14 protein-coding genes are annotated in these 16,864 nt (G+C 63.7%); 9 read left to right on the top strand and 5 right to left on the bottom strand.

The annotated features are described in order from the left end of the window. Window positions 1–18: 18 nt before the first annotated feature. The gene (locus BKP54_RS09665; protein WP_025425731.1) at window positions 19–336 is read right to left on the bottom strand and encodes a multidrug efflux SMR transporter; all 318 of its coding nucleotides are present in this window, start codon (window positions 334–336) and stop codon (window positions 19–21) included. A gap of 82 nt (window positions 337–418) precedes the next feature. On the opposite strand from BKP54_RS09665, the gene BKP54_RS09660 reads away from it, so the two are divergent. After that, the gene (locus tag BKP54_RS09660; RefSeq protein WP_051509149.1) at window positions 419–820 is read left to right on the top strand and encodes a helix-turn-helix domain-containing protein; all 402 of its coding nucleotides are present in this window, start codon (window positions 419–421) and stop codon (window positions 818–820) included. A 2-nt stretch (window positions 821–822) separates the two neighbouring features. On the opposite strand, the gene BKP54_RS09655 is transcribed toward BKP54_RS09660, so the two are convergent. Next, window positions 823–1,734, bottom strand: coding sequence for a LysR family transcriptional regulator (locus tag BKP54_RS09655; protein WP_025425729.1), 912 nt, complete (start codon window positions 1,732–1,734; stop codon window positions 823–825). A gap of 140 nt (window positions 1,735–1,874) precedes the next feature. On the opposite strand from BKP54_RS09655, the gene BKP54_RS09650 reads away from it, so the two are divergent. The 5 genes from BKP54_RS09650 (at window position 1,875) to BKP54_RS09630 (ending at window position 9,277) form a co-directional block, all read left to right on the top strand. Next, window positions 1,875–2,699: an alpha/beta hydrolase gene (locus BKP54_RS09650; protein WP_025425728.1), complete on the top strand. Its 825-nt coding sequence runs from the start codon at window positions 1,875–1,877 to the stop codon at window positions 2,697–2,699. An 84-nt stretch (window positions 2,700–2,783) separates the two neighbouring features. Then, entirely contained in the window at window positions 2,784–3,989 is a 1,206-nt protein-coding gene (locus tag BKP54_RS09645) for an efflux RND transporter periplasmic adaptor subunit (protein ID WP_057204285.1), read from the top strand. 140 nt (window positions 3,990–4,129) lie between these two features. Further along, the gene (locus BKP54_RS09640; protein WP_025425726.1) at window positions 4,130–7,315 is read left to right on the top strand and encodes a multidrug efflux RND transporter permease subunit; all 3,186 of its coding nucleotides are present in this window, start codon (window positions 4,130–4,132) and stop codon (window positions 7,313–7,315) included. A 185-nt stretch (window positions 7,316–7,500) separates the two neighbouring features. Beyond that, the gene (gene dapE, locus BKP54_RS09635; RefSeq protein WP_025425725.1) at window positions 7,501–8,694 is read left to right on the top strand and encodes a succinyl-diaminopimelate desuccinylase; all 1,194 of its coding nucleotides are present in this window, start codon (window positions 7,501–7,503) and stop codon (window positions 8,692–8,694) included. After that, window positions 8,681–9,277 carry a hypothetical protein gene (locus tag BKP54_RS09630; RefSeq protein ID WP_084814370.1) on the top strand — a complete coding sequence of 199 codons (597 nt, stop codon included), beginning with the start codon at window positions 8,681–8,683 and terminating at the stop codon, window positions 9,275–9,277. Before dapE ends, BKP54_RS09630 begins: the two co-directional genes overlap by 14 nt. A 38-nt stretch (window positions 9,278–9,315) precedes the next feature. Here BKP54_RS09630 and truA read toward each other — a convergent pair whose 3' ends face one another. The 3 genes from truA to def form a co-directional block, all read right to left on the bottom strand. After that, the gene (truA, locus tag BKP54_RS09625) at window positions 9,316–10,059 is read right to left on the bottom strand and encodes a tRNA pseudouridine(38-40) synthase TruA (RefSeq protein ID WP_025425723.1); all 744 of its coding nucleotides are present in this window, start codon (window positions 10,057–10,059) and stop codon (window positions 9,316–9,318) included. Then, window positions 10,059–10,994 (bottom strand): methionyl-tRNA formyltransferase, encoded by a 936-nt coding sequence (fmt, locus tag BKP54_RS09620; RefSeq protein ID WP_025425722.1) that lies wholly within the window; start codon window positions 10,992–10,994, stop codon window positions 10,059–10,061. Before fmt ends, truA begins: the two co-directional genes overlap by 1 nt. A gap of 103 nt (window positions 10,995–11,097) precedes the next feature. Next, window positions 11,098–11,622, bottom strand: coding sequence for a peptide deformylase (def, locus tag BKP54_RS09615; protein WP_025425721.1), 525 nt, complete (start codon window positions 11,620–11,622; stop codon window positions 11,098–11,100). A 151-nt stretch (window positions 11,623–11,773) separates the two neighbouring features. On the opposite strand from def, the gene BKP54_RS09610 reads away from it, so the two are divergent. The 3 genes from BKP54_RS09610 (at window position 11,774) to BKP54_RS09600 (ending at window position 16,814) form a co-directional block, all read left to right on the top strand. Next, window positions 11,774–12,964, top strand: coding sequence for a DNA recombination protein RmuC (locus BKP54_RS09610; RefSeq protein WP_025425720.1), 1,191 nt, complete (start codon window positions 11,774–11,776; stop codon window positions 12,962–12,964). A 52-nt stretch (window positions 12,965–13,016) separates the two neighbouring features. Further along, complete coding sequence (locus BKP54_RS09605) at window positions 13,017–13,916, top strand: ribokinase (RefSeq protein ID WP_025425719.1); 900 nt, start codon at window positions 13,017–13,019, stop codon at window positions 13,914–13,916. Window positions 13,917–14,402: 486 nt separating this feature from the next. Continuing rightward, window positions 14,403–16,814: a methyl-accepting chemotaxis protein gene (locus BKP54_RS09600; RefSeq protein ID WP_084814369.1), complete on the top strand. Its 2,412-nt coding sequence runs from the start codon at window positions 14,403–14,405 to the stop codon at window positions 16,812–16,814. Window positions 16,815–16,864 lie beyond the last annotated feature (50 nt).

The following is a 16,864-nucleotide window of genomic DNA, read 5'->3' as shown; positions in this document are numbered from 1 at the left end:
TTGCGGCGGCTGGCCGTATCAGGCTTCGAGGAAGCGCAGGCCGGCGACGGCGACGATGATCATCGCGATGCAGGTGATCCGCATCCAGGAGACGGGATCCCCGAAAAGCACGATGCCGAGCACCGTGATGCCGACTGAGCCGATGCCGGTCCAGGCGGCGTAGGCAGTGCCGGCCGGCAGGTCGCGCATGGCGATCGTCAGGAGGTAGACGCTGCCGAGCGCCGCTGCGATGCCGATCGCGCTCGGCACCAGTTTCGTCCAGCCTTCGGCATATTTGAGCGCCAGGCCCATGATGATTTCAATCAGGCTCGCCGCTATCAGGATGATCCATGCCATTACCGTCTCCATCGAAATTTCCATCTGGAGAACAATCTGGTAGGGTAGGCACTGGATAGCAATTACGCACCTTTTGGTAACTATGAAAATCTCGACAGACCCGCTCGAAGCACCCATCACCTCCATTCCGGATGTCTTCGACCCGACCTGCTCCTCGCGGCATGCGCTGGAGCTGATCGCCAGCAAATGGGCGATGCTGATCATCTCGGCGCTCGAAGAAGGGCCGATGCGCAACGCCGCGCTGATGCGCCGGCTTGGCGACGTCTCGCAGAAGATGCTGACGCAGACGCTGAAGGAACTGGAGCGGAACGGCCTTGTCATTCGCGAGGACAAGAAGACCGTGCCGCCGCATGTGGAATACAGCCTCAGCGCTGTCGGCCGTTCGCTCAGCGAAACCCTGCTGGTGCTCGACCGTTGGGCCGAGACGCATTTCGGCACTCTCGACGCGGCGCGCGCGCGCTACGACGCCGAGCGGGGCAAATAGGCCTATTCGCCGTCGAGTTGCGACTGGGCGATCACTTTCACCACCCAGTCGGCAAAGACGCGCAGACGGCTGCTCAGGTGTCGGTTCGGCGGATAGACGAGATAGATCGGCATCGATTCGATTTGCCAGTCCTGCAGCACCCTCCGCATCGCGCCGGTCTCAAGATCCTCCCGCACCATGAAGCGGGGCGCCTGGATGACACCGAGGCCGGCACGGGCGGCGGCGAGATAGGTGGTCGATTCGTTGGCGGCCACCGCATAACGACCATGAACCTCGATCTCTTCCGCGCCGCGCTTGAAATAGAACGGCATCTGCTGGCCGGTCTGCGGGCGGAAATAGCCGACGACATAACAATTCTTCGAAAGATCGGAGGGATGTTGCGGCGTCGAGCAACGGTCGAGATAGTCGGGTGCCGCGCAGGCGACGAAGCTCATGTCGGTGATGCGCCGGGCAATCAGCGACTGGTCGGTCAGGGTGCCGACACGAATGGCGCAGTCGACATTCTCGGCAACATAGTCGACGGTGCGGTCCGAGACGCCGAGATCGATCTGGATGTCAGGGTAGCGCTTGTGGAATTCGGACAGAGCCGGGATAACGATGAGATTGGCCATGGCGCTTGCCATCTCCACGCGCAGCCGCCCCTTCGGCAGCGTCTGGGCGCTCGACAGGCTGCCGTCGAGCTCATCGAGGTCGGTCACGAGGCGCGCGGCCCGCTCGTAATAGAGCGCGCCATCCGGGGTCACCAGAACCCGCCGCGTCGTGCGATTGAGCAGCTTGGTGCGCAGATGCGCTTCCAATCCCTGGATGAGATTGGTGACGGTCGCCTTGGGCATATTGAGCGAAGCGGAAGCACGTGTGAAATTGCCGGTTTCGACAACGCGGAGAAACGCGCGCATGGCCGTGAGCTGGTCCATTTTCAATAGCCATTATTGTTCGAGATACTGAATAGTGTAGTCGGATTAGACGGACTATTCCAGACAGAAGACAATGTTATTCTCCCATCATGGCGGGTTGTCGCCTCATGTGGGATGACCCCGTGGCAAAGGCAAGAGAGATGGGTGAACGCTTTACGGTAGAGACGATGCAGACGGGCAAAGGTTCGTGCCCGGCACGTGTCTATAGTGGCGAAACGCTGCTCAACCCGCCGCCCGTGGTGCTGCACCTGCATGGCGGCTCCTTCGTCGGCAGCTCGATCGCAGCCGGCGAACGCGTCGCCAAGGCGCTTGCGGCGGCCGGTGCCATCGTCATCTCGCCGGAATATGCGTCGGCCTGCCTCAATCCGTTCCCGGCCGCACTCGACGTCACCTATTCCATGCTTTCTTCGATGCGTGCGCGTTGCCCGCAGTTCGCGCATAAAAAATCGTTGCTGTTCATCGCCGGCGAGGAGGCGGGCGGCAACGTGGCAGCCGGCGTGGCGCTGATGGCTCGCGACCAGTTCCTCACCGACCTCAAGGGGCAGATCCTCCTGTCGCCGATGCTGGATCCGTGCCTGGCGACCGCATCGTTTCGCAAATACTGTCCCGAGGGTTCGGTGCAATCGATCGCCGAAGGCTGGCAACGGTATCTGGGCGAATGCGGTGGATTCACGCATCCCTATGCCGCTCCGGCGCACTGTACGCGGCTCGCCGGCCTTGTTCCCTCGCTCATCCTGACCAGCGAGGAATGCCCGATGCGCGACGAGACTGCTGCCTATGCAGACCGTCTTCGCCAGGCGGGCGTGAGCGTTCAGTCCCATATTCTTCCCGGCCGCGCCGGGTGGATACCGGAAAATACCGTGAACGCTGAAACCTGGGCATCCCAGGAAGAAACGATTACCGGCATCTTTTCCCGCTTCTTCCAGCAGGCGGGGGCGAAGCCGGCTGAAATGACGATGCGTTAGCCAAGGACGACAGGGCCGCCGGCCTTTCCCTTTCGCTGACGACAGCAGCAAAAACGCCGGCTCCCAACCGGCAAGGAGAGAAAAATGAAATCGACAGTGACCCGCCGGGCCCTCTGGGGCGCCGGCCTGAGCATCCTATTGTCCGCCGCCGGCGGTGCCGCGGTTCTTCTTGGCCTGCCGCAGCACTTCGAGGCGGATGCCGCAACCGAAACGGCAGCCGCGCTTCCACCGGCCGTGCCGGTTTCGGTGGCCAAGGCGCAGTCGCGCCGCATCACCACCTGGGAAGATTTTTCCGGGCGGCTGGAAGCGATCGAACGCGTCGAGATTCGCCCCCGTGTCGGCGGCGCCATTCTCCAAGCCCACTTCCGCGAGGGTGCACTGGTGAAAAAGGGCGACCTTTTGCTCACCATCGATCCCGAGCCCTATGCGGCAGCCGTCGACCGGGCTGCAGCCGAGGTCGCAGCAGCCGAGGCGCGGGTGGCGCTCGCCAGGACGGAACTCGACCGCGGACGCAAGCTCGTGACCACGAGCGCCATCCCACAGAGCGGCGTCGACCAGCGCCTCAGCGCCTTCGACGAGGCGCAGGCGAGCGTGCGCTCCGCCAAGGCCGCGTTGCGCACGGCCGAACTCGACCTGGAATACACCGAAGTCAAGGCACCGATCTCCGGCCGCGTCGGCCGGCTGGAAGTGACCGCCGGCAACCTCGTCGCCGCCGGCTCCGCTTCGCCGGTGCTGACGACGCTGGTCTCGGTCGACCCGATCTACGCAAGCTTCAGCGCCAGCGAAGAAGTGGTCACCACTGCACTCGCCCGGCTCCAGGCCTCGGCCGGCGGCAACGCCATCGAGCGCATCCCGGTGCAGATCGGCACCGCTGCCGACGAAGGCACGCCGATCTCCGGCCATATCCAGCTCATCAACAACGAGGTGGATGCGGCGACCGGCACGATCCGCGTCCGCGCCGCGCTTGAAAATGCCGACGGGCGGCTGATCCCCGGCCAGTTCGTGCGCATCCGCATCGGCGAACCGGAGCCCGAAGAAAAGCTCGTGATCAGCGATCGCGCCATCGGCTCCGACCAGGACAAGAAATTCGTGTTCGTCGTCGGCTCCGACAACAAGGTCGAGTACCGCCAGGTGAAGCTTGGCCCGAATTCCGACGGGCTGCGCATCGTCGAAAGCGGCCTGAAGACCGGCGAGAACATCGTCGTCAACGGCCTGCAGCGGGTACGCCCGGGTGTGCTCGTGGCACCGCAGCAGGTCGAAGAAACGACGGCGTCGATCGCAACCAAGTAGGACATGACGGCACCCGCTTCGGCTGTCGCCGAGGCGGGATTGGCCGCCCAGACATCACTTAGCAGATCCCGGCGCGTGGCGAGTGTTCTTGCCGCGACAGCCGGAGATTTGCCTGAACTCGTCCCAAGGGGGATACGTCAATGAACTTCTCACGCTTCTTCGTCGACCGCCCGGTCTTCGCGGGCGTTCTTTCGGTCCTGATCTTCGTGGGCGGCCTGCTCGGCATGACCGGCCTGCCGATCTCCGAATATCCCGAAGTCGTGCCGCCGCAGATCGTCGTGCGGGCGCAGTATCCCGGCGCCAACCCGGCTGTTATCGCCGAGACGGTGGCAACGCCGCTCGAAGAACAGATCAACGGCGTCGAGGGCATGCTCTACATGCAGAGCCAGGCGACGGCGGACGGTCTGATGACGCTGACCGTCACCTTCGAACTCGGCACCGACCCGGACCAGGCCCAGCAGCTGATACAGAACCGCGTCGCGCAGGCCGAGCCGCGCCTGCCCGAGGAAGTGCGCCGTCTCGGCGTCACGACCGTCAAGAGCTCGCCGGACCTGACGCTCGTCGTGCACCTGTTGTCGCCCAACGGCCAGTACGACATCAACTATCTGCGCAATTACGGCGTGCTCAACGTCAAGGATCGGCTCGCCCGCATCGACGGCGTCGGCCAGGTACAGATCTTCGGCGGCGGCGACTATTCGATGCGCATCTGGATCGACCCGCAGAAGGCTGCCGAACGCGGTCTTGCGGCAAGCGACGTGGCCAACGCCATCCGCGCGCAGAACGTTCAGGCCGCCGCCGGCGTCATCGGCGCCTCGCCGTCGGTTCCCGGCCTCGACCTGCAGCTTTCCGTCAACGCGCAAGGCCGCCTGCAGACGCCTGAGGACTTTGCCGACATCGTCGTCAAGTCGGGCGCCGGCGGCGAGGTCACGCGGCTTGGCGACGTCGCACGCGTCGAAATGGGCGCTGCCGACTATTCGCTGCGCTCGCTGCTCGACAACAAGGCCGCCGTCGGCATGGGCGTCTTCCAGGCGCCGGGCTCAAACGCGATCCAGATCTCGGAAAACGTTCACAAGGCCATGGCCGAGCTGAAGCTGACCATGCCCGACGGCGTCGACTACGAGATCGTCTACGACACCACCCAGTTCGTGCGTGCCTCGATCGAGTCGGTCATCCACACCCTGCTTGAAGCGATCGCGCTGGTCGTCATCGTCGTCATCGTCTTCCTGCAGACCTGGCGCGCCTCGATCATCCCGCTCGTGGCGGTGCCCGTCTCGATCGTCGGCACCTTCGCGGTGATGTACGTCTTCGGCTTCTCGATCAACGCGCTCAGCCTGTTCGGCCTGGTGCTGGCGATCGGCATCGTCGTCGACGACGCCATCGTCGTGGTCGAAAACGTCGAACGTAACATAGAGCAGGGTCTGTCGCCGGTACAGGCGACCTACCGTGCGATGCAGGAGGTTTCCGGACCGATCATCGCCATTGCGCTGGTGCTCGTCGCCGTGTTCGTGCCGCTTGCGTTCATCACCGGCCTGACCGGGCAGTTCTACCGCCAGTTCGCACTGACGATCGCCATCTCGACGGTGATCTCCGCCATCAACTCGCTGACGCTTTCCCCGGCGCTCGCCGCCCTCCTCCTGCGCAATCACCATGCGCCGAAGGATTGGCTGACCCGTGCCATGGACAAGGTGTTCGGCTGGTTCTTCCGCGGCTTCAACCGCTTCTTCGGTCGCAGCTCGGAAGCCTATGGCCGCGGCGTCGGCAGGATCCTGTCGCGCAAGTCGCTGATCATGGGCGTCTATGTCCTGCTGCTCGGCGTCACCTTCGTGCTGTTCCGCGCCGTTCCCGGCGGCTTCGTGCCCGCCCAGGACAAGCAGTATCTGATCGGCTTTGCACAGTTGCCTGACGCAGCGACGCTCGACCGCTCGGAAGACGTCATCCGCCGCATGAGTGATATCGCGCTCAAGCATCCCGGCGTCGAAAATGCCATCGCCTTCCCCGGCCTGTCGATCAACGGCTTCACCAACTCGTCGAACTCCGGCATCGTCTTCGTGGCGCTGAAGCCGTTCGAGGAGCGCACGACGCCCGAGCTTTCGGGCGGGGCGATCGCCATGCAGCTGAACCAGGAATTCGGCGCGATCCAGGATGCCTTCATCGCCATGTTCCCGCCGCCGCCCGTCCAGGGGCTGGGCACCACCGGCGGCTTCAAGCTGCAGATCGAGGACAAGAACGGCCTCGGCTACCAGGCACTCGACGAGGCGACCAAGGCCTTCATTGCCAAGGCCTACCAGACGCCGGAGCTGGCTGGCATCTACTCGAGCTTCCAGATCAACGTGCCGCAGCTCTACGCCGACCTCGACCGCGTCAAGGCGCGCCAGCTCGGCGTCGAAGTGACCGATGTGTTCGAGACGCTGCAGATCTATCTGGGCTCGCTCTACGTCAACGACTTCAACGCCTTCGGCCGCACCTACAGCGTGCGCGTCCAGGCCGATGCAAACTACCGCAGCCACGCCGACGACATCGGCAAGCTGAAGGTGCGTTCGCAATCGGGCGAGATGATCCCGCTGTCGGCACTGTTGAAGGTCGAGCAGACGGTCGGCGCCGAGCGGGCGATCCGCTACAACGGCTTCCTGTCGGCCGACATCAACGGCGGCCCGGCGCCGGGCTTCTCCTCGGGCCAGGCTCAGGCCGCGATCGAGAAGATCGCCGCGGAAACGCTGCCGCCCGGTATCGCATTCGAGTGGACGGATTTGACCTATCAGCAGATTCTTGCCGGCAATTCGGGCATGCTCGTCTTCCCGCTGGCGCTGCTCTTGGTCTATCTCGTGCTGGCCGCCCAGTATGAAAGCCTGACCCTGCCGATCGCGATTATCCTGATCGTGCCGATGGGCATCATGGCCGCCCTTGCCGGCGTCTGGCTGACCGGAGGCGACAACAACGTCTTCACGCAGATCGGCCTGATCGTGCTTGTCGGGCTTTCCGCCAAGAACGCGATCCTGATCGTCGAGTTCGCCCGCGAACTGGAACTATCAGGCAGCACCGCCGTCCAGGCGGCGATCGAAGCGAGCCGGCTGCGCCTGCGGCCGATCCTGATGACCTCGATGGCCTTCATCATGGGTGTCGTGCCCCTGGTGATCTCCACCGGCGCCGGCGCCGAAATGCGCTCGGCCATGGGGGTCGCGGTCTTTTCCGGCATGATCGGCGTCACCGCCTTCGGCATCTTCATGACGCCGGTGTTCTACGTGCTGATCCGCAAGCTCTCGGGCGAGCGGCCTCTGAAGCACGCCGGAGCGCATATCGAAGCACCTCATCTCGCGCCCGGAGAATGAGGTAATCTTGCCGCATATGCGCTTTGAGCGGGCCGGATCTGATCCGGCCCGCTTACGTTGAAGACAGACGGATAGCCTCAGCCGTCGGCTGCACACCCATCCTGCGTGACAGCCGCGCAACGATCGGATAAACCAGCACCCTCAATCCCATTGGCCCCAGCGCCACGCAGACGGCATATCGCTACATGACCTCGACCGATCCGATCGCCAATCTCGCCACCCTCATCCGTTGCCCCTCCGTTACCCCTGCCGAAGGCGGCGCGCACTCAGCGCTTGAAGCCATGCTCAAGCCGCTCGGCTTTGCCGTCGACCGGGTCACGGCCAAAGACGCGGGTACGCCCGATATCGAGAACCTCTATGCCCGGCTCGGCAGCGACGGCCCGCATCTGATGTTTGCCGGCCATACCGACGTGGTGCCGGTCGGCGACGACGGCGCGTGGACCCACGGTCCGTTTTCCGCCGATATCGCCGGCGGCGAAATGTATGGCCGCGGCGCGGTCGACATGAAGGGCGGCATTGCCTGCTTCGTCGCAGCCGTCGCCCGCCACATCGAAAAGCATGGGGTCCCCAAGGGCTCGGTTTCGTTCCTCATCACCGGCGACGAGGAAGGCCCTGCGATCAACGGCACGACGAAACTTCTCGGCTGGGCTGCCGCCAAGGGCGAGCGTTGGGACGCCTGCCTTGTCGGCGAACCGACCAATCCAGACCGTCTCGGCGACATGATCAAGATCGGCCGCCGTGGCTCGCTTTCCGGCCGGATCACCGTCAACGGCGTCCAGGGCCACGCGGCCTATCCGCACCTGGCGGACAATCCGGTGCGCGGCATCCTGCAACTGACCCAGGCACTGATGGACCCGCCCTTCGACAACGGCACGGAAAACTTCCAGCCGTCGAACCTGGAAGTGACGACCATCGACGTCGGCAATGGCGCCGTCAACGTCATCCCTGCGAAGGCGGCTGCTGCCTTCAATATCCGCTTCAACGACACCTGGACCGCCGAGAGCCTGATGGCGGAGATCATCGCCCGCCTCGACCGCGCGGCAACGGACGGCGCTCTGCGGGCAGGCCGCGACCCGGTCCGTTACGAGATCACCTGGAACGAACGGCCGAGCCACGTTTTCCTGACGCGCAACAATGCGCTGATCGATTCGCTGTCAGGCGCTATCGAAGCGGTCACCGGCCAGCAGCCGAAACTTTCGACCACCGGCGGCACCTCGGATGCGCGGTTCATCAAGGACTATTGCCCCGTCGTCGAATTCGGGCTTGTCGGCCAGACCATGCATATGGTGGACGAGCGTGTCGCCGTCGCCGATCTCGAAACGCTGACGGAAATCTACGAAACCTTCATCTTCAGCTGGTTCGGCCATGCCGCTGCTTGAGGAGGTTCTTTCCTATATCAAGGGCCTCTGGCTGCTGATCCAGGGCAATGGCGAAGGCTTCCGCTGGCTCGATTTCAGCGAGAGCGGATTGTGGCGTTCGTTTACAGCGATGCTCTGGTGCCTGCCGGCCATTCCCGTCACCTGGGCATCCTGGCGGCTTTATTATCTCTCTGCAATGCCAACAGGAACCACTGTCGGCTTCGGCTTCGTCTTCAAGCTTCTGGTTGTCGATCTCGCCAGCTGGCTGCTGCCGCTGGTGCTGGTCTTCGTCCTGGCGCGCCCACTCGGCTTTGCCGCCGCCGTGGTGCCGATCGTCGTCACCACCAACTGGCTTTCCGTGCCGCTGTCCTATGCGATGGCGGTGCCGGCGGCGATCCGCCTCGTCATTCCCGGCAGCGAAGGGCTGACGAGCCTGATCTGGCTGGTGCTGCTCTTCGTCAGCATCGGCATACTCTTCCGGCTGCTGCGCATCATTACCGGAAACCAGACCTTGCTGGCCACGGCGCTGACGGCGCTTTTCCTGCTGCCGTCGATGATGATGGGCGAATTGCTGCAGCAGTTCTTCGGCCTTATCCCGACCTGACAGACGTCACGCGCCATCTGCGCGCGACGTTACCTTCCTCAGTAATCGACCTGCATGAAATAAAGCCCGTCGGGCGGCGCCACCGGACCGCAGGCCTTGCGGTCGCGCGCTTCGAGTGCCGCCTGCAGCTCGTCCGGCGTCCATTTGCCTTCGCCAACCAGCTTCAGCGAGCCGGCGAAGGAACGGATCTGATTGTGCAGGAAGCTCTGCGCCGTGGCGCGAATTTCGATCAGATTGCCGGTGCGAGAGACATCCAGCCGGTCGAGCGTGCGCATCGGGCTTGTCGCCTGGCAATGGACGGAGCGGAAGGTGGTGAAGTCGTGGTGGCCGACGAGCCGTTGCGCGCCTTCATGCATCGCCTCGTGATCGAGCGGCTTCGTCACCCACCAGGCACGCTTCGCCTCCAGCGCCAGCCGCGACGGACGGCAGATGATGCGGTAGAGATAATGCCGGCGCAGCGCCGAAAACCGTGCGTCGAAGGCGTCTGTGACTTCCTGGGCGTCGAGGATCGAGACGCCCTCGCCGGCCATGCCCAGATGCGCGTTCAGCGCATTGCGCAGCGTGTGAGGTTTCCACTCGCGCGTCAGGTCCGCATGCGCCACCTGCCCGACGGCATGAACGCCGGAATCGGTCCGCCCGGCACCGCGGATCGAGACGGTTTCGCCGGTCAAGGACAGGATCGCTTTTTCGATCGCGCCCTGGACGGAAGCGCCGTTGTCCTGGCGCTGCCAGCCGACATAGTTGGAGCCGTCATATTCGACGATCAGTCGAAAGCGCGGCATCAGCCGACCCTCGTGCCGGCGGCGATGGGCGTACCGCGCAGGAAATCGGCAACACTGAGAGCCTTGCCGCCTGCCCGCTGCAGCCGCGTCGGCCGCACGGCACCGTCGCTGCAGGCAATGGTGAGAGTGTCGTCGAGCACCGTTCCGGCGGTTCCTGCCGCCGTCACGCGCTCGGAGTTCAAAACCTTGATGCGCTCCGGCTTGCCGGCGATCTCGAGCTCAAACCAGGCGCCGGGAAAAGGCGACAGGCCGCGAATATGGTCGTGCACTTCGCGCGCGGTCCTCGCAAAATCGATGCGAGTCTCGGCCTTGCTGATCTTGGCGGCGTAGACGACGCCCTCGCCCGCCTGCTCGGTCAGTGGCAGGTCATCGGCCTCAAGCTTGCCGATCGCTTCCTTCATCAGGTTAGCGCCGACCTGCATCAGCCGGTCATGCAGCTCGCCCGCCGTCATCGTCTCGCCGATCTGCACCGCCTTGGTGAGCGCGACCGGGCCTGTGTCCAACCCCTTGTCCATCTTCATCACCATCATGCCGGTCTCATGGTCGCCGGCCATGATGGCACGCTGGATGGGAGCCGCACCACGCCAGCGCGGCAAGAGCGAGGCATGGCCATTATAGCAGCCGAGCCGCGTTCCGGTCAGGATCGCTTCCGGCAACAGCAGGCCATAGGCGACGACAACGGCAACGTCAGCATTGAAATCACGGAAGGTCTGGCGATCGGCTTCGTCCTTGAAGTTGACGGGCGTGAGCACGGGAACGCCGAGCAGCTCGGCCGCCTGGTGCACCGGCGACTTCTGCAGGTCGAGCCCGCGCCGTCCGCCGGGCCGCGGCGGCTGGGTATAGACGGCAACGATCTCGTGACCTGCCCCTGCGAGTGCGGCAAGCGTCGGTACGGAAAATTCCGGCGTTCCCATGAAGATGATGCGAAGCGACAAGGCGGATACTCCGACCGTTTGAAATCAGGCCCCTTCAAACGGGTTTACGCGCCTCAAATCAAGCCCCTCAACGACAAAGCGCCTGCGGGCGCTTTCCTCGGGATCAGATCGCCTTGGCGCCGCGGGTCTTTGCAGCCTTGGTGAACCTGCGGATCACCATGTCCCGCTTGAGCTTGGAGATGTGGTCAATGAACAGCACGCCGTTCAAGTGATCGATCTCATGCTGCAGGCAGGTCGCCAGCAGGCCGTCGGCCTTGACGATCTGTTCCTTGCCGTCACGGTCGAGGTGCTTGACGGTGACCTCCGCCGGACGCTCCACCTCGGCATAATAATCCGGAATGGAGAGGCAGCCTTCTTCATAGACCGAGAACGCGTCGGACGAAGCGACGATTTCGGGATTGATGAAAACGTGCGGGGTCTTCTCGTCGCCTTCCTTGGAGACGTCGAGAACCAGCATGCGTTTCGCCACGCCGATCTGGATGGCGGCGAGCCCGATACCCGGGGCGTCATACATCGTCTCGAGCATATCGTCGGCCAGGCGACGGATGTCGGCATCGATGGTTTCGATCGGGGTCGAGACCTGACGCAGAACAGGATCGGGAAGGATGATAAGCGGCTTGATCGTCATATCGCTCCCATAACCGATCTTTCCATCCGGGTGCAAGAAAATTGGCGCGCACGCTACGGGCATCGCGGCAATGTCGTCTCCCGTTAACCGCGCCGGGTAAATGTTCTCGTTTTGATCTGGTCTTCAAAAAAGAATCTGTTAGGCTTGCCGCATGGAACCTGCGCCAATTTCGTTTGACCAGCCTGTTTTTCTCATCGGCACCGTGCCGGTCACTGTCGCCCATCTCTGCATGGTTCTGGCCGTGCTGGCGATTGGCTTCGTGCTGATGACCGTTTCGCGGCGGCGGCGGGCGGGCGACGACGAGCGTCACGAGCAGATGGCCATGCTGCTGGCAGCGCAGACGGAAATGCAGGGCCGCATCGCGGCAATGGCCGACGTGTTCGGCAGCCGCCAGGCGGAACTGAACCAGACGCTGAGCCAGCGGATCGATGGCATGACGCACCGGATCGGCGCCTCGATCAGCGAGCAGACCAAGGCGACGCACGAAAACCTGCGGCGATTGCAGGAGCGCCTGGCAGTGATCGACACCGCCCAGAACAACATCCAGTCGCTGGCCAAGGACATGGCCGGGCTGCAGGCCATCCTTTCGAACAAGCAGACACGCGGCGCCTTCGGCCAGTCGCGTATGGAAACGATCGTCGCCGACGGCCTGCCGATGGGCGCCTTTGCCTTCCAGACGACGCTTTCCAACGGCGCCCGGCCGGACTGCACCATCCGCATGCCGAACGACCAACCGCCGCTGGTGATTGACGCGAAGTTTCCGCTGGAGGCCTGGAACGGCATGCGGGACGCTGCAACGCCTGAGCGCCGGCAACAGATGGTGCAACTGTTCCGCCGCGACATGGAGGTGCATGTCCGCGATATCGCCAGCAAGTACCTGATCCCCGGCGAGACGCAGGAGACGGCTTTCCTCTTCGTTCCCTCGGAATCGATCTTCGCTGAAATCCACGAGCATTTCGAAGCGATCGTCCAGAAGGCGCATCGCCAGCGGATCGTCATCGTCTCGCCGTCGCTGCTGCTCCTGTCGATCCAGGTGATCCAGTCGATCCTCCGTGACGCCCGCATGCGCGAGCAGGCGCATCTCATCCAGGGGGAAGTGGGGCGGCTGATGGAGGACTTGACGCGCCTCGACGAACGGGTCCGCAAGCTGCAGGGTCACTTCGCCATGAGCCAGAAGGATGTCGAAGAGATCCTCATCTCCTCGGGCAAGCTTTCCCGCCGCGGCGCCAAGATCGAAGCGCTGGAACTTGAGGCGGAAGGTGCGGCACGACCGGAAGAACCGCGCCATGCCGTCGACAATCGCGTCGGGCAATTGCGCCTCAGGGTGGTTGACGAGGACTGACGGTCTCGGGCACTCTCCGGCCAAAATCAGCAATTCGACGGGACATCTTCACATGATCACTGTTTTTGGGTCCATCAATATGGACCTGATCGCCACGACCGCGCGTCTGCCGAAGCCGGGCGAAACCGTTGCCGGCTCGGGCTTTTCGACTGCCGCCGGTGGCAAGGGCGCCAATCAGGCGCTGGCCGCACGGCGTGCCGGCGCCATCGTTCACATGGCCGGCGCCGTCGGCTCGGACAGCTTTGCCGACGGCGCGCTCGAATTGCTGCGGGAGGCCGGCGCCGACCTGTCCTTGACCAAAACCGTCGAGGAGCCGACGGGCACGGCCCATATCCTCGTCGGCGGTGAAGGCGAGAATGTCATTGTCGTCGTTGCCAGCGCCAACGCAACGGTCAACGAAGCCGATGCAGTTGCCGCCGTTGGTGGCCTGAACGCCGGCGACACCCTGATGCTGCAGCTGGAGATACCGGCAGCGTCGGTGGAAAAGGCGCTCTCGGAAGCCCGGCGCAAGGGCATTCGCTCCGTCATCAATATCGCGCCCCTGACCCCGGAAGCGGCCCGCCTCGGCCGGCTGGCCGATATCGTCATCGCCAACGAGACGGAGTTCGAACTTTTGGCCGGCAAGACCGGGATCGAAGGTCACGAACGCGAAGAGGCAATGAGAAAGCTGCACGCCGAAACCGGCCACACAGTCATCGTCACGCTGGGCGCGGAAGGCGTCATCGCCGTGCACGAAGGCGAGGTCCATCGCGCCCGCGGCCTAAAGATCGACCCGGTCGATACCGTCGGTGCCGGCGATACGTTCTGCGGTTACCTGGCTGCAAGCCTCGACGAGAAGCTCGCATTTCCCGACGCGCTCCGACGCGCCGCGGTGGCGGGTTCACTCGCCTGCCTGAAGCGCGGCGCCCAGCCCTCGATCCCGCTTGCCTCGGAAGTCGAGCCGCGCATCTAAGGGCCTGATCCGATCTTGAAGTGCGTTGCGATCGTTCGATTGCCGCACTTCAAAGCTCTCGCTTTTGCCGATGTCGTTATCGCAAATAGCTGCACACTTTTCCGGGCAGACTTTGACGCCCGTCGCGCGACCTGGTTTGAACGGCGAGGCTTTCCGTTCCTGCTGTGCCGAAAGCGCCCTTTCAGCGGGCAACGACCCTGAAAATCACTCTTCGACAGCCTTTGCGCAATCCGGACAGTCTTTGTCGCGGAGGTAAAACTTTGCGCGGAAATTCTCCATGAGCGGCGCATGAATTGGCCGTTGCGTTGGCCCAATCTTAAGATTTGCTCGGCTATTCAAGACCATGAGAAAGCCGGTTCCCCAAGGAATGGGCAGCCTCCTTAATGCCGGTCGGCATCTGGCGCTCCATGATGGAGTTTCACCCACATTGTGAAATGCGTTCGCCGCAGGTTGTCTCCTGCGGACCTCCCAGCACGTGAGGATTTCATGTTCAAGTTCCAAGCCAAATCGCTGGCGACCAAGCTGATCGCGGTGACAGGCGGCACGATCGCGCTCGTGTTGCTCGCCTCGAACTTCGTTCTCATCTCCCAGACACAGGAGCGCGTCGAAACGCTGGTGCTCGACCAGGCAACCGGCGAAGCGAAAGCCATCGCTTCTGATATCGCCGGCGGCATCGGCGAACTGGCAAGCGCTTCGCGCTCGATGGCCGGCATCCTTGGCCGCAGCCACGCGGAAAAATCGATGGAACGCGCCGGTGTAATCAACATCCTCAGGGCCAATCTCGAACAGAACCCATTCGCCTTCGGCAGCTGGTTTGCCGAAGAGCCCAAGGCCTTTGACGGCCGCAAGGAGGACGTGGCCAACAACAAGGAGCTGGGTGCCAACGAGGAAGGCATCTTTGCGCCCTACTGGTCGAAAAACCGCGAAAACGAGATCCAGTTCTCGACCTTCCGCGCGGACTACGCGGCGGAATGGTACAGCCTTGCGGCAAAGAGCGGCAAGGGCGCAATCACCCCGCCCTATACCGCGCAGGACACCGATGTCCCGACTGCGATGAGCTCGATCGCCTATCCGGTCACGTCCAACGGCAAGCTGATCGGCGTTTCTGGCGTCGACATCTCGCTCGCTTCGCTGGCGGACGGCCTCTCCAAGCTGAAGCCGTTCGAAACCGGCCGCGTCTACCTCCTGTCCCAGACCGGCAAGTGGCTGGTCGCGCCGATCCCGGAGCTTTTGCTCAAGGATTATGACGGCGAAGGCAACGAGGTCGTCAAGAAGGCACTGGCTTCGGGAACTTCGGGCGTCGTCAAGAACCTGTCCTACGACGGCAACGAGCCCTTCGACCGCGTTGTCTACCCCTTCGCCGTTTCGGGTGTGAACACCAGCTGGATCGTGCTCGTCGACGTGCCGCGCACGGCGATCAACGCGCCGGTCCGCGACCAGACCTACATGATGATCATCGGGGGCCTGGTCGTTCTCGGCGCGGTGCTGCTCGGCCTTTACTTCGCAGTCCGTGGTTTTGTCCAGCAGCCGCTTGCAGGCCTCGTCAGGGACGTCCGCAACCTCAGCAACGGCGACTACGGCAATTCGATCACCGGCCAGGACCGCTCCGACGAGACGGGCCAGGTGGCAAAGGCGCTCGAAGGCTTCCGCCACCAGCTGGCCGACACCAAGCGGCTCGAAGGCGAAGCCCGCCACGAGCGCGAGCAGGCGGAACACGAGCGTAGCCGTTCCGAGACCGAGCGGACCGAATCCAGCGCCCTCCAGCGCGACATCGTCGCCCGCCTCGGCAAGGGTCTTTCGCACCTCTCCTCCGGCGATCTCGCCTTCCGCATCACCGACGAATTCCCCGGTGAATATGCCCAGCTGAAGCGCGACTTCAACGCGACAATGGACAGCCTCGAAGAGACGATCCGCACCGTCAACCACTCCGTCGTCAACATCGGCAACGGCACCAGCGAGATCAGCAGCGCCGCCAACGATCTGTCGCACCGCACCGAACAGCAGGCGGCAAGCCTGGAAGAGACGGCGGCAGCTCTCGACGAGCTGACCTCGCAGGTCAACGCCAGCGCCGAGAACGCCAAGGTCGCCGCCAAGTCGGTGGACGTGGCCAGCAGCGATGCCGGACAGTCCGGCGAAGTGGTGCAGAAGGCGATTGCCGCGATGAAGGGCATCGAGCAGTCGTCGCACGAGGTCAGCCGCATCATCGGCGTCATCGACGAGATCGCCTTCCAGACCAACCTGCTGGCGCTCAACGCCGGCGTCGAAGCCGCGCGCGCCGGTGACGCCGGCAAGGGCTTCGCCGTCGTCGCCCAGGAAGTCCGCGAGCTTGCCCAACGCTCGGCAAACGCTGCCAAGGAGATCAAGACGCTGATCAACACCTCGGCGGGCCAGGTGCGCGAAGGCGTCGACCTCGTCGGTCGCGCCGGCGGCGCGCTCGAAAAGATCGCCGAACAGGTGGTGCAGATCAACGGCCTCATCCGCCAGATCTCGAGTTCGGCTTCCGAACAGGCCGTCGGCCTCAAGGAGATCAACTCGGCCGTCAACCAGATGGACCAGGTGACCCAGCAGAACGCCGCGATGGTCGAAGAAACCACTGCCGCCGGCATGGCGCTCAACGAGGAAGCACGCTCGCTGAGCACGCTGGTCGCCCGCTTCCGCGTCGCTCAGCGCTCGGGAACGACGGCAGCCCAGCCGAACTCGACGGAGATGTTGCGCGGTACGGCCGAGCGCATGCGCTCGGCCGAACGCCCGGCACCCGCACCGGCTCCTACCTATGCCCGCGACACCCGTCCGGCACCGAGTGCCGCGCGCGCCGGCTATACGCCATCGACCCAACGCGTCCTGACACAGACGTCCGGCGCCAACGCGTTGGCACAGGACAATTGGGAAGAGTTCTGATCCAGTAATCGATAAAGCAAAAAAACGGCGCCTCTCGGGGCGGCGTTTTC

The sequence above is a fragment of the Ensifer sp. 1H6 genome (assembly GCF_001976035.1).
Taxonomy (GTDB): Bacteria; Pseudomonadota; Alphaproteobacteria; order Rhizobiales; family Rhizobiaceae; genus Ensifer; species Ensifer canadensis.
Note: the sequence above shows the minus strand (reverse complement) of the source record. Positions and strands in the feature narration are given on the sequence as shown.